The 12,175-nt window shown below is 59.6% G+C and carries 12 protein-coding genes and 1 other RNA gene; 6 read left to right on the top strand and 7 right to left on the bottom strand.

Features of this window, described 5'->3' with window-relative positions:
• Positions 1 to 94: 94 nt before the first annotated feature.
• The 5 genes from OKC31_RS00840 to suhB all read right to left on the bottom strand — a co-directional run bounded on the left by OKC31_RS00840 (position 95) and on the right by suhB (position 4,791).
• Positions 95 to 916: a cobalamin-binding protein gene (locus OKC31_RS00840; protein ID WP_270655969.1), complete on the bottom strand. Its 822-nt coding sequence runs from the start codon at positions 914 to 916 to the stop codon at positions 95 to 97.
• On the bottom strand, positions 909 to 1,871 hold the full coding sequence (locus OKC31_RS00835) for a cobalamin biosynthesis protein CobD/CbiB (protein WP_120414000.1): 963 nt from the start codon (positions 1,869 to 1,871) through the stop codon (positions 909 to 911). The genes OKC31_RS00840 and OKC31_RS00835 overlap by 8 nt, the downstream gene beginning before the upstream one ends.
• The gene (mtnN, locus tag OKC31_RS00830; RefSeq protein ID WP_021230869.1) at positions 1,868 to 2,560 is read right to left on the bottom strand and encodes a 5'-methylthioadenosine/S-adenosylhomocysteine nucleosidase; all 693 of its coding nucleotides are present in this window, start codon (positions 2,558 to 2,560) and stop codon (positions 1,868 to 1,870) included. The genes OKC31_RS00835 and mtnN overlap by 4 nt, the downstream gene beginning before the upstream one ends.
• 168 nt (positions 2,561 to 2,728) lie before the next feature.
• On the bottom strand, positions 2,729 to 3,661 hold the full coding sequence (locus tag OKC31_RS00825; protein WP_047440409.1) for a ZIP family metal transporter: 933 nt from the start codon (positions 3,659 to 3,661) through the stop codon (positions 2,729 to 2,731).
• 326 nt (positions 3,662 to 3,987) lie between these two features.
• Complete coding sequence (gene suhB, locus OKC31_RS00820) at positions 3,988 to 4,791, bottom strand: inositol-1-monophosphatase (RefSeq protein WP_005352992.1); 804 nt, start codon at positions 4,789 to 4,791, stop codon at positions 3,988 to 3,990.
• A 199-nt stretch (positions 4,792 to 4,990) separates the two neighbouring features.
• Between suhB and OKC31_RS00815 the strand changes: the two genes are divergently transcribed.
• From OKC31_RS00815 to emrD, 3 genes are all read left to right on the top strand, one after another.
• Positions 4,991 to 5,446: a hypothetical protein gene (locus tag OKC31_RS00815; protein WP_005352991.1), complete on the top strand. Its 456-nt coding sequence runs from the start codon at positions 4,991 to 4,993 to the stop codon at positions 5,444 to 5,446.
• A gap of 168 nt (positions 5,447 to 5,614) precedes the next feature.
• A complete protein-coding gene (locus OKC31_RS00810) occupies positions 5,615 to 6,277 on the top strand; it encodes a glutathione S-transferase family protein (RefSeq protein WP_270655967.1) in 663 nt (220 codons plus the stop codon).
• A gap of 261 nt (positions 6,278 to 6,538) precedes the next feature.
• Positions 6,539 to 7,735, top strand: a complete 1,197-nt coding sequence (gene emrD / locus OKC31_RS00805) for a multidrug efflux MFS transporter EmrD (protein ID WP_216962037.1) — start codon at positions 6,539 to 6,541, stop codon at positions 7,733 to 7,735.
• 195 nt (positions 7,736 to 7,930) lie between these two features.
• Here the strand turns inward: emrD and ssrS are convergent.
• Both ssrS and zapA read right to left on the bottom strand, forming a co-directional pair.
• Positions 7,931 to 8,112, bottom strand: a non-coding RNA gene (ssrS, locus tag OKC31_RS00800) — 6S RNA.
• A gap of 16 nt (positions 8,113 to 8,128) precedes the next feature.
• Positions 8,129 to 8,461 (bottom strand): cell division protein ZapA, encoded by a 333-nt coding sequence (gene zapA, locus OKC31_RS00795; RefSeq protein ID WP_005333910.1) that lies wholly within the window; start codon positions 8,459 to 8,461, stop codon positions 8,129 to 8,131.
• Positions 8,462 to 8,634: 173 nt separating this feature from the next.
• On the opposite strand from zapA, the gene OKC31_RS00790 reads away from it, so the two are divergent.
• From OKC31_RS00790 to OKC31_RS00780, 3 genes are all read left to right on the top strand, one after another.
• A complete protein-coding gene (locus OKC31_RS00790; RefSeq protein ID WP_120414004.1) occupies positions 8,635 to 9,204 on the top strand; it encodes a UPF0149 family protein in 570 nt (189 codons plus the stop codon).
• Between the two features lie 177 nt (positions 9,205 to 9,381).
• On the top strand, positions 9,382 to 10,605 hold the full coding sequence (gene ubiH / locus OKC31_RS00785) for a 2-octaprenyl-6-methoxyphenyl hydroxylase (protein ID WP_270655964.1): 1,224 nt from the start codon (positions 9,382 to 9,384) through the stop codon (positions 10,603 to 10,605).
• Positions 10,606 to 10,727: 122 nt separating this feature from the next.
• Positions 10,728 to 11,996 (top strand): FAD-dependent 2-octaprenylphenol hydroxylase, encoded by a 1,269-nt coding sequence (locus tag OKC31_RS00780; protein ID WP_270656111.1) that lies wholly within the window; start codon positions 10,728 to 10,730, stop codon positions 11,994 to 11,996.
• Positions 11,997 to 12,175 lie beyond the last annotated feature (179 nt).

The raw sequence follows: 12,175 nt of genomic DNA, 5'->3' as shown, positions 1-12,175 counted from the left end.
AAGTACCAGCTTTTTCTGTAAAGAGTGTGATCAATTCATAAAAACGGTTTTAAAGCCAAGGGCATCACTCAGGTCTTGATCTCTTTGGCTTTTGTTACTTTCTGATTGCTCTGCATATATCCGCCACCGCATTGAGGGCTCTCGGGGTGAAACGGTGCAGCTCATCCGAGTTGATTAAATCGAGTCGCTGATGCTGTACAGCGTCGAGATTAGGCCACTTCTGCCAGTGACGCAGAGCGTCAGGATCTTGACTCCCCGCCAGGATCAGCGATGGGTTGGCCCTGATCACCTGTTCCATGTCCACTTGAGGGTAAGGGGTCTTGGCATTCGCCATGATGTTGATCCCGCCGCAGAGCTCGATGGCTTGGGCGGGCCAGGCGTTGCCGCTCACGCTGGTGAGCGGCGGATACCAGAGCTGGTAGAACACCTTGACGCCGGTTGGCCTGCCATAGCGCTGTTGCAGGGAATGCAGACGTGCCAGATAGCGATCGGCAGCTTCGTTGGCACTTTTTTCCACCCCCAGCAATTTGCCCAGCGCCCGCATCTCGGTCGCCAGCGAGGCAAAATCGGTAGGCTCAGAGTAGAACACCGGGACACCCAGCTGCTCCAGTGGGGCCAGCATCCGTGACTGAGCCGAGCGCCAGCCGAGAATGAGGTCCGGCTTTTGCGCCAGTACTGCCTCGACGTTGATGCTGCGATAATTCGCCACCTTTGGCTTGGTTTTGACCTCGGGGGGATAGTCTGAGGCATCGTCGATGGCCACCAGCTTGTCACCGGCGCCGATGTCATAAAGCAGCTCGGTAAGATGGGGCACCACGCTCACCACCCGGTTCGGGGTCGCGGCCTGCAGGACACCGGGCAACCAGGCAAGCAGCACGCAGGGCAGCCAGATAGGCAATCGCAACCATCTAACCATGAAATAACCCCGCCACAGTGACAAGCAGCGCCAGCATCAACCAGCCCCAGCCAATTCCTTGCAGAATATTGAGCACCTTGCGCGGTGACTCACCATCGGGGTCATCACCTCTACCAAGTATCGGCCAGCGTTGCAAGGTTCCCTGATAGTAGCGAGGGCCGCCAAGGCGGGTCCGGCACTTATCTACTAGCAGAGTGAGCAGCATCCCCATGGCGGGATAGGGCCAGAGCGCCCCACTTCGCAGCAGCTGTGCTGCCTGTTTGATACGGCTTGCCAGCAGTGGCAGCCCAAGCAGCAAAATGACGGAGACATTGAGCCCCTGATAGAGGGCGCTGGCGGCGCGACCAAAGTGGTCGAAGGCGGGATCTTTGCGGCTCCAACTCTGATTCATCAGCTGCACCAGTCGCCAGAGCAGGGCGCCCTGTACGCCAGCCAGGGCAAATCCCAGCAGCGGGCCAGCCCATTGGCCGATCAGACGCAGGGCGCAGCTCTCCGTCACCGCTTTGGCGAGCCCCATGGCCGAGAGTTTGCCGGTTTCCCGTTTGAGCCAGGGGGCGTACTGCAATCTCGCCAGCGGCAGCGTCTCCTGCGTAGCGAGCGAGCGGGTGGCATGGGCGAGTTCCCGTAGTGGACGAGATTCGATCATCAACAGCAGAAACAGCAGGTCAAACAGCGGCTCGCTCAGGGCCAGATTGCGCAGCGACCAGAGCCCGGCAGCGCAGGGGAGCCAGACTACCAGCATTGCCAGCAGGCCTGCCTGCATTTGCTGGCCGGGTGAACCATCGGGTCTGTGCACCTTGTGCCCCAGCCGGGTCAGCAAGGGCGTGACGGCCGAAAGACGCAGATGGGATGGCCACGGGATCACCGCCTCCAGCAGGGCTGCCCCCACCAGAATGGCCGCCATCGTAGAAAGGAGGGCGTCGGCCATCAAATCAAGCGAGCCGGTCTCGATCACAGCTTGCCGAGCATCTTGATGATCACTTCGGCGGAGTGCTTGCCGGCCACTTCGATGAAGGCATCGAAGGATTCAACCTGTTCCTTGCCAGCGATATCGGACATGGCGCGTACCACCAGATAGGGCACCTTGAACATGTGGCACACCTGACCGATCGCTGCACCTTCCATCTCGACCGCCAGCATCTGCGGGAAGTCGGCGCGAGCCTTGGCGATGGCGTCCGGTTTGCACATGAACTGATCGCCGGTGCAGATAAGGCCGACCTTGGTCTGGTGCTTGCCCTGCTCGGCGATGCAATCCTGAGCGACCGCGATGAGTTTCTCGTCGCAGGGGAAGGCGGCGGGTTGCTGCGCCATCTGGCCCATCTCGTAACCAAAGGCGGTCACGTCCACATCGTGGAAACGCATCTCGCTGGCGATCACCACATCACCGATATGCAGGTCTTGGGCAAAGCCGCCCGCAGAGCCGGTATTGATGACGCAGTCGGGGGCAAATTTTTCCAGCAGCAGGCTGGTGGCCACGCTGGCGGCGACCTTACCGATACCGGAGCGGGTCAGGATCACCTCTTTGCCTGCCAGCTCCCCTTGATAGAACTCGCAGCCGCCCAGTTGCAGGGTGGTGGGGTTGCTCATCTGGCTGCGCAGCAGGGCCACTTCTTGCTCCATGGCGCCGATAATACCTACTTTCATTACTGACCTCGTCTTGATAGCCGTGTGGCTGAATTTAAGTTGCTGTAGATCATAACAAAAGATGGCGTCGGCGCCGAGAGGCGCAAGCGAAAGGAGAGATGAAACGCGGCGCTCCATATGGGAGCGCCGCGGGTGACAAAAAGCATTGATGAGGCACGGCGAGGGCCTTTAGCCGAGCGCGGTATCGAGGGTCATCATCAGGGCAAAGCCTGCCATCAGGCCGAGGGTGGCATAGGTCTGGTGACCGTTGCGGTGAGTCTCCGGAATTACCTCGTGCGAGACCACAAACAGCATGGCGCCGGCGGCGAGCCCAAGTCCGATGGGGTAGGCGATGGCAAGGCCGCTGGAGAGCCCCACCCCGAGCAGGGCGCCAACCGGTTCGAGCAGGCCGCTGGCGATGGCGACCAGCACCGCCACCGAGGGGCGAAAACCGGCGGCGCACATGGCCAGCGCCACCGCCAATCCTTCCGGAATATCTTGCAGTGCGATGGCAGTGGTAAGCGGCAGCCCCACCGACATATCCCCCTGCGAGAAGCTGACCCCGATGGCCATCCCCTCCGGCAGGTTGTGCAGGGCGATGGCAAAGACGAACAGCCAGACCCGGGAGCAGCTCTCATGGCCGGGGCCGCAGGGGCCGGTCTTGTCATGCTCGTGGGGGGTGAACTGATCCAGTCCCAGCATCAACAGCACCCCGAGGGTCATGCCGACCACCACCACGGCGGCGGCACTGAAGCCGTTGCCAGTGATCCCCTCGGCGGCCTCCAGCCCCGGCAGCAGCAGGGAGAAGGCACTGGCCGCCAGCATCATGCCGGCGGCAAAGCCCAGCATGGTGTCCTCTACCTTTTGTGGTACCGAGCGCAGAAACAGAGCGGGCAGGGCGCCGATGGCGGTGGCGGCAAACCCGGCAGCACCACCGACAAGGCCGTAGCGCACGCCGCTGGTCACCTCACCGGTAGCAAGCATGATGAGACTTTGCAACAGCAGTAACAAGACGGCAGCCAGCGCGATAAAGAGACCGAGGGCAGTGAGCGGGCGGCTTTGCATCTGGCTGCGCAGTTGCTGTGACCAGGATAACGGAGGAAGAGCTGAGAGATGGTCCATGGCATGACCTCAAGGTGTGCAAAGTGGATGGTGGCATTACATCCACTTGGCCGCCCCTTGTCCATGCCTGCAAGGCGATTGCCGCTATCTGAAAATCTGGAAAGAGTTTATCCAAGCAACCACATGGGAATCTTATCGGTAGCCAAAGGCGGGGGGGCAAGAGGGGTTGTTTGCAAATGACTGAAGTGGATGTTGAGTGGCAAGTGGGGATGCATCGCTAACTCTTTTAAATCAGCTGCAGATGTCTGCCTTGGTGTTCGGATAACAGAAACAAAAAAACCGGCTTGCGCCGGTTTTTTTATATTGGTGAATGCAGGGAAGCTGGCTTATTTCGCCAGGGACTCCGGCAGCTCTTCACGGATCTTGCCGAGCATCTCTTTCAGGACGCGCGGGTTGGCAACCACGATGTTGCCGGAGTTTTCGTAGTTGTGACCACCTACGAAGTCGGTGACGATGGCGCCAGCTTCTTTGGCCAGCAGTTCACCGGCAGCGGTGTCCCAGGGCTTGAGGCCGATTTCCCAGAAACCGTCGACGCGACCGGCAGCCACGTAGGCCAGATCCAGTGCGGCAGAGCCGGAGCGACGGATGTCGGCACATTCGATGAACATGCTCTGGAACATTTTCAGGTAGGACTCGATGTGGTGCTTTTGTTTGTAGGGGAAACCGGTAGCCAGTACGGTGCCAGCCAGCTCTTTGGCTTTGCCGACACGGATACGGTAGCCGTTCAGCTGTGCGCCGCTACCACGGGTAGCAGTAAACAGCTCGTCACGGATGGGATCGTAAACAACGGCTTGTTCGGTTTTGCCTTTCACGCGCAGGGCGATGGAAACGGCAAAGTGCGGAATGCCTTTGACAAGGTTGGTCGTGCCATCCAGTGGGTCAATGATCCATTGGTAGTCCGGATTGGTACCGGCAATCTCACCAGACTCTTCAGCAACAATGCTGTGCTCAGGGTAAGATTTTTTGATGGTGTGAATGATGGCCGCTTCGGCTTCACGGTCAACGTTGGTCACGAAGTCATTGCTGCCTTTTTGGATAGCCTCAATGTTCTCGGGCTGGGAGAAGGCTTTTACTACAACTTGACCGGCGTTGCGCGCAGCGCGCACGGCGATATTCAGCATCGGATGCATAGGTTCACCACTGGATGTTAAAGAACGGGGGATAAAAGGACGCGGTATGATACCAGTATTTTGTACGATGGCAACTGTTATCCCCCTACGACCAATTGATTACCACTGCCAGATTTGACGGCTCCAATATAGACCAGATCTGCGCTAGTCTTATCCCAGCAGCCGGATACAGGCTGTCATGAGCATAGGGATGTGAACCATGAATTTGTCATTAGTGAGTCAGAACGTGTCTGCGGCCAGCGAGGGACTGTTGGCCATCTTGCGGTCATCACCCGAGTATGGTGATCACTTTGCCCACATCACCGTGACCCCCCTGGCCCAGTGGCAACCGGCCAAGACGGAGGCGGCGATCCTGCTGATCGACGGCGATGCGCCCTGGCAGGATGCCGGATTTGCCCGGGGAGAGGATGAGACGATCGGTTTGCCGGTCTTGCCGCTGTTGATCCGCAAGGGAGACAAGGAGCTGACGGTCTGCGGGCCGGATGTGCGTGACCCCCGTTTCTATTTTGTCTCAAACGGCATCGTGCTGGATGAGTCGGAGCTGGCCGAGCCTGCCTGCAGCCGGGTGCTGTTGCGCAAGCTGGAGTCCTACTTCCCGCTGCTTTCCCGCCTGATCATGCTGCGCCAGCGCAAGCCGGTCGCCGTGATCAACTAATATCTACCATTGCCAGAGCGCACCAGCGGCGCACCGTGGCCTTGTTTGGCCTACGGTGCGCCGCTTTTTAATGGTCTGGAGGTGGTCACTTGTTGCAAGATGAGGCGGCTATGGTGTTGCACCCAGTTCCAACCGTGCAATCTGGCTATGACCAACAAGGAGTGAATCATGATCGACTTTTACACCGCCGCAACCCCCAATGGCTTCAAGGTGGCCATTGCACTGGAAGAGCTGGGATTACCCTATCGGGTCATTCCCCTCGATTTGTCGGCACTGGATCAGAAGAAGCCCGAGTTTCTCGCCATCAACCCAAATGGCCGTATTCCGGCTATCGTCGATCGGGATAACGACGATTTCGCCGTATTCGAGTCGGGGGCCATCCTTATCTATCTGGCGAAGAAGGCGGGCAAACTGTTGCCGGCGGATCCCAAACGCCGCTCTCAGGCCATTCAGTGGTTGATGTTCCAGATGGGCGGGGTAGGGCCCATGATGGGACAGGCCAATGTCTTCTATCGCTACTTCCCCGAGAAGATCCCCGCCGCCATCGAACGCTACCAGAAGGAGGGGCGCCGCCTGTTCGAGGTGCTCGACAGCCATCTGGCTCATCACGAATATCTGGCGGACGAGTACAGCATCGCCGATATCGCCACCTGGCCCTGGGTGCGGATTTATGACTGGAGCGGCATCTCCATCGAAGGGTTACCCCATCTGCAAGCCTGGATGGATCGGATGGCCGAGAAGCCTGCCTGCCAGAAGGGGATCACCATACCGCCGCGCAAAGAGCAGCCGGATGAGCTGATCAAACAGGCACAACAGATGGTAACACGTTGATTTTGAACCGCAGACGGGGCGTATTGCCCCGTAATATTAGAAAAACTAAGGCAAGCCGATTATAAAGATTCGTTCGTTTTCTGTGAGCTGAATCACTATGATGCCCCCATACCACCAAGCGTCCTGTGCGGTGGTCTGGCGGGCTCCCCGCATACTGTTTCCAACACTGTTTTTGATTGCATCACAGCCTCTGTGATCAGATTCCTCTGGGCCATTTTGTGCCAGAGGGCGGCAGCTTTTTTTCGATTTTTTGGGACTGATATGGATCGGCACAGTTTTTATCCGTTGTTTTTACTGACCATTTTGATGGTCGCTGTGGGCCAGATGACCCAGACCCTCTATGTCCCCTCCATTCCCATGATTGCGGGGGACTTCAATGTGGCTTCGGGCCAGCTGCAGGCAGTGATGGCCTGCTACCTGATCCCCTATGGCCTCTCCCAGTTTGTCTACGGACCGCTGTCGGATCGCATCGGTCGTCGTCCGGTGCTGATCGTCGGCATGATGGTGTTTCTGGTGGGCACCCTGATCATTCAGGTCATCCCCCATTTTGCCGCCCTGCTGGTGGGCAGCTTTATTCAGGGGCTGGGTACCGGTGCCGGTGGCGCCATGAGCCGTACCGTGATGCGCGATCGCTACAACGGCGCCGAGCTCAACCGCGCCAACAGTCTGGTGAGCATGGGGGTGATCTTCTCCCCGCTGCTGGCGCCTGTGCTTGGGGGCTGGCTGACCGAGCTGTTCAACTGGCGTGCCGGTTACTGGTTCCTGTTCGGTTTTGGTGCCGTAGCCACTCTGGCGATCATGGCCTGGTTTGGTGAGACGCTGCCTGCTGCTGCCCGTCAGCCGCTGCGCGTCGGTGCTGCCTATCGCCATGTACTGGGCAACCCCAAGTTTCAGGGCAACCTGCTCTGCCTGATGGCGACCTTTGCGGGACTCGCGGTATTTGAAGCGGCGGCCGGTGTGCTGCTCGGCGATGTGCTGAAACTGAGCGCCCGTACCGTGAGTGTGCTGTTCGTGCTGCCGCTGCCCGGCTATCTGTTCGGTGCCTGGCTCTCTGCCAAGCTGAGCTTTCGCCTGAGCCAGGGCAAGCTGATGCGTCTGGGTATCGCCTTTCTGGCGCTGGGGTCGCTGATCATTCTGGTGCCGGGGCTGTTCGGGGTGGTGAGTGCCGCTTCGCTGGTCGGTGGTGCGGCCGTCTACTTCATCGGTAGCGGCATTCTCTACCCGACCGCCACTTCCTGTGCCATCGAGCCCTTCCCGGGGCAGGCCGGCACCGCGGGTGCCATTCTCGGCGGGATGCAGAATCTGGGGGCCGGTGTGGTGACCCTGCTGGCGGCCGGTTTCCCGATGACCGGTCAGGTGACGCTGGGTGCCATCATGACCCTGATGGTGCTGATCGTGGCGCTGAGTTTTGTCTGGCTGCGCCACCACGGCTCCCCCCACGAGCAGATGGCCATCTAAATTTGCTTGCCAGTTGCAAAACAAAGCCCGCCTGTTTGGCGGGCTTTGTCGTTATGGCAGTGTCCGTTTCACACCTTGTCCCATCGGGTTCTCCATTTATTGGGGGGAAAGGTGTAAACCATATTCAGGACGGGACAGTTCGTTGATCATCAGGCAAAGAAAAAGCCCGTCACGCTGGTGACGGGCTTTTGCTGTTGGTACCCCGAGATGCCGTTGCCGGTTTGGGCCCTTGAACCGTCGGTTCAAGGCGGGGATCGGATCTGACCGCAGGCTTCTCGGTCGTGCCGAGCATGCGCAATAGCCAGAAGGCAGATCCCCTGTTTGGTATGAATATCGGCTCGGGGACTTGAACCGGCTGACAAACATCCCAGGGAATTTTAAAACGGTTTGCGATTAGGGCTGTTGCCCCTCTTCGCTGGAATCACCATATTGTCCGTGCTCGATCAGGGCCGCTTCGATGGTGCGCTGCAGCATCTTGATCCGCTTGTCCATGGTCTCAGAGTATTGGTGGTTCTTCTCTTTTTCAAGGCAGAGCTCATGACAGAAATTGAGCGCCGCCATGATAGCCAATTGCTCGTTGCTGGAGACTTTGGAGCGTTGACGCAGGTCGATCAACTTGTCGGTCAGCTGCTCGGCGGCCTGGCGCAGGGCATCCTGCTGTCCCAAGGGACAGGATACCTTGTAGGGACGTCCCAAAATGACGATTTCTACGGCCTCTGTGCTCATGCCTTCCTCAATACGGCGGAGCTGATTTCCGCCTTTATCCACGTGGACAACTGGGCGGGACTATATAGCGCAGATGCATAAGTTTCAAGGCCTTGCTGGCTCTGCAAGAGGGAGAATGCTAGGATCCTGACCATTAATTCTGCAAATTTGACTGAACTTTGAGCGGATCCTCGATGAGCAAAACGAACCCCCTTAAATATGCGGCAGTGGCCGACATCATGGAACAACATGAGCTGATGGCCAGCGCAGTAGAGGCCCATGCTGTGATCTGCGGTCTGGTGTGCGGTGGTGTGGCACTGGACGACAAGAGTTGGCTGCCCCATTTCAACGATCTGGTGAACGACGGTTTCGGCCTGCCAGCCCCGGTGCGCCAGGTGATGACCGATCTTTATCACAATGTGGTTGAGAGCCTGATGGCCCAGAAGGGCGTCGAGCTGCTGCTGCCAAGTGATGATGCTCCCCTCGATGAGCGCATCGATTCGCTGGTGGACTGGTCACAGGCATTTCTGGCCGGTTTTGGCGTGGTGCAGCAGGAGCTCTCCCGCGCGTCGGAAGAGCTGCAGGAGATGATCCAGGATATCGCCAGCATCACTCAGGTCTCCGCCGAGTTCGATCAGGAAGATGACGAGAACGAAGCCTCCTTCCTGGTGCTCTACGAACACGTCAAACTGGGTGTCATGATGGCCTTCGAAGAGTTTGGCAAGCGCCCCGATACCCCGAGCGCGCCGCCGACCCTTCATTGAGGTGCGGGTCAACGAGACCCTTACTGAATCTGCAAGAGCGCCTGATGGCGCTCTTTTTTATTTCCTTGTAGTAGCTAACCCTGTGAGGCGCAACCGGTTTTTTGCCGGTGACCTCGCATTCGGCCAGCGGCTTTGTGATAGCATGAGGCCACCTTTTTCACTTCTTCCTCTCTGCTTATGTCTCAATCTGATGTGCGACAGGTCGATGTCACCCTGGTCGGCGGTGGAATGAGCGGTGCCGTGCTGGCCCTCTCGCTGGCAGCCCTGCTTCGATCCGATGGCTCCCCCCTCGAGATCCTGCTGCTGGAGGCAAGCGTCCCCGAACAGCACACCCATTCAGGGTTCGACGCCCGCGCCATTGCGCTCTCGGCCGGTACCTGTGATGCGCTGTTGCGATGCGGACTCTGGCCGCTGTTTGCCCCCCATTGCGCCCCCATTACCCAGATCCATGTCTCGGATCGGGGCCACTTCGGTCAGGCTAGCCTGTCGGCTGCCGAATACGGTCTGCCCGCGCTGGGCCAGGTGATCGAGCTGGCATCCGCCGGCAAGGAGCTGCAACGGGCGATGGCGGCCTCTCCCAATATCCGGGTCTGCTGTCCGGCACGGGTGAGCGAGATTGTGCCCGATGAGGAGAAGGTGACCCTCACCCTCGAGAGCGGTGAACAGATTGAGACCCGCCTGCTGGTGGCGGCAGACGGCGGCAACTCCTTTGTGCGTCAGCACTTCAAGTTGCCGGTGACCCGCCACGACTTTGAGCAGCACGCCATCATCGCCACGGTCAAAACGGCGCAAGACCCTGAGGGACGCGCCTTCGAGCGTTTTACCGAAGGGGGGCCGTTGGCCCTGCTGCCGATGCAGGAGGGGCTCTCCTCGCTGGTGTGGAGCGTCGGGCAGCATGAGGTGGATGAGCTGATGGCCCTCGATGAGGCGGCGTTTCTTGCCCGTCTGCAGCAGGCCTTTGGCTGGCGGCTCGGTCGCTTCGAGCGATGCGGCGTGCGTCACGTCTATCCGCTCATTCTGACCGCCTGCGATTACCCGCTGGCCCAGCGCACCGTGCTGGTGGGCAATGCCGCCCACGCCCTGCACCCGATTGCCGGACAGGGCTTCAACCTCGGGATGCGGGATCTGGACCTGCTTACCGGTGCCGTAGCCAAGGCGTTGGCAGAGGGGGAGGATATCGGCAGCTTCAAGGTACTGAGTGGCTACTGGCAGCAGCGTCAGCGCGATCAGGAGCAGACCGTCTGGCTCACCTCTTCGCTGGCCCAGCTCTTCTCCAATGGTCACGATCCGTTGGTGGCGGGGCGCAATCTGGCGCTCACCCTGATGGGGCGATTCCCGTGCCTCAAGGCGCCGCTTGCCTCGCGCACCTTGGGCTTTGTCGCTGATGTGTGCGGCAACTAGCCAGCACTTGTTGAGTGGAACCTGTTGACCGCCATTCGTTGATCAAAACCTATTGAATAAAGAGGTGATGCCTGCGGGCGTCCCCTCGCTGGCCAGCCGGTCAGCCCTGAAAGGATGAGATGATGCAGATGCAAAATGTGGATGTGGTGATTGTAGGTGGCGGCATGGTGGGGCTGGGGCTCGCTGCGGCCTTGAAACATAGCGCCCTCAAGGTGCTGGTGGTGGAGGGACAACTGCCCGACCCGCAGCTGGGGGAGGTGGCCGATAACCGGGTCAGCGCCCTGAGTCTGGCCAGCCAGCAGATCCTGCGCCATGTCGGCGCCTGGGACGGCATTGAAGCGCGCCGCCTGCAGGCCTATGACAAGATGGCGGTGTGGGAGCAGGACAGTTTTGGCCATATCAACTTCGATGCCGCCAGCCTGCGTCAGGCCAACCTCGGCCACATCGTCGAGAATCGGGTGATCCAGCTGGCGCTGCTTGAGGCAATTGAAGGTGCCAGCAATATCCAGTTGCTGACCCCCGCCAGAGCCAAGAGCCTGCAGAGCGGCCCGGCGGGCGCCTTGCTGCTCCTTGAAGATGGTCAGGCCATCTCTGCCAAACTGGTGGTGGCCGCCGATGGCGCCCACTCCTGGGTACGCCGTCAGGCTGATATCCCGCTCACCAGCTGGGATTATGGCCACCACGCGCTGGTGGCGACGGTGCGCTGCGCCGAACCCCATGAAGCTGTTGCTCGCCAGATCTTCACCCCGGATGGCCCGCTCGCCTTTTTGCCGCTGTGGCAGGAGAACCTCTGTTCCATCGTCTGGTCGCTGCCTGCGGCCCGCGCCGAGGCGCTCTGCGCCTGCGATGACGAGCAGTTCAATCGCCAGCTTACCGCCGCCTTCGATGCCCGGCTCGGTCTGTGCAAGGTGGAGGGGCCGCGCAGCGCCATTCCCCTCACTGCCCGCTATGCCCGCGACTTTGCTCGCGAGCGGCTGGTGCTGGTGGGAGATGCCGCTCATACCATCCACCCGCTGGCGGGGCAGGGGGTCAACCTTGGCCTGCTGGATGCTGCCGCGCTGGCGGAGCAGACCTTGCAAAATCATGCCGCGGGTGAGGATATCGGCCTGCTCGCCAACCTGCGCAGCTACGAGCGCTGGCGCAAGAGCGAAGCGGCTCGCATGCTGGCGGCGATGGAGGGGCTCAAGCGGCTGTTCAGCGGGGCCAACCCGCTCAAGAAGCTGGTGCGGGGCGTGGGATTGCGCGCGGCCAATCTGCTGACGCCCTTCAAGGAGGGGGTGATCCGCGCCGCCATGGGGCTGGAGGGAGAGTTGCCCGCATTGGCCCGTCCTGACTGGGCTGTTGCTGCGACCAAGGGCAGTGCCATGCAGGCCAAGGGTGAAAAAAACTAATATTACTCGCCGTTTTTGACAACAAAAGTAATCCGACAAGGCTGATGACCCGTTTTGGGTGTCAGCCTTTAATTTTGCTCTGGAGCGAAACGTTTTTCTGCAAATTGTGACGAAACGGTAAAAATCAAAATTTAATCTCGCCTGAGTCGGCTTATGGCTGTTTTTATCACTGCATTTAT

The sequence above is a fragment of the Aeromonas sp. Y293-4 genome, from assembly GCF_027705905.1.
GTDB classification, from domain to species: Bacteria; Pseudomonadota; Gammaproteobacteria; order Enterobacterales; family Aeromonadaceae; genus Aeromonas; species Aeromonas veronii.
Note: the sequence above shows the minus strand (reverse complement) of the source record. Positions and strands in the feature narration are given on the sequence as shown.

Coding starts and splice junctions, on each gene's coding strand:
- OKC31_RS00840 (WP_270655969.1), bottom strand. CDS start 916: ATGGTTAGATGGTTGCGATTGCCTATCTGGCTGCCCTGCGTGCTGCTT.
- mtnN (WP_021230869.1), bottom strand. CDS start 2,560: ATGAAAGTAGGTATTATCGGCGCCATGGAGCAAGAAGTGGCCCTGCTG.
- OKC31_RS00825 (WP_047440409.1), bottom strand. CDS start 3,661: ATGGACCATCTCTCAGCTCTTCCTCCGTTATCCTGGTCACAGCAACTG.
- suhB (WP_005352992.1), bottom strand. CDS start 4,791: ATGCATCCGATGCTGAATATCGCCGTGCGCGCTGCGCGCAACGCCGGT.
- OKC31_RS00815 (WP_005352991.1), top strand. CDS start 4,991: ATGAATTTGTCATTAGTGAGTCAGAACGTGTCTGCGGCCAGCGAGGGA.
- OKC31_RS00810 (WP_270655967.1), top strand. CDS start 5,615: ATGATCGACTTTTACACCGCCGCAACCCCCAATGGCTTCAAGGTGGCC.
- emrD (WP_216962037.1), top strand. CDS start 6,539: ATGGATCGGCACAGTTTTTATCCGTTGTTTTTACTGACCATTTTGATG.
- zapA (WP_005333910.1), bottom strand. CDS start 8,461: ATGAGCACAGAGGCCGTAGAAATCGTCATTTTGGGACGTCCCTACAAG.
- OKC31_RS00790 (WP_120414004.1), top strand. CDS start 8,635: ATGAGCAAAACGAACCCCCTTAAATATGCGGCAGTGGCCGACATCATG.
- ubiH (WP_270655964.1), top strand. CDS start 9,382: ATGTCTCAATCTGATGTGCGACAGGTCGATGTCACCCTGGTCGGCGGT.
- OKC31_RS00780 (WP_270656111.1), top strand. CDS start 10,728: ATGCAGATGCAAAATGTGGATGTGGTGATTGTAGGTGGCGGCATGGTG.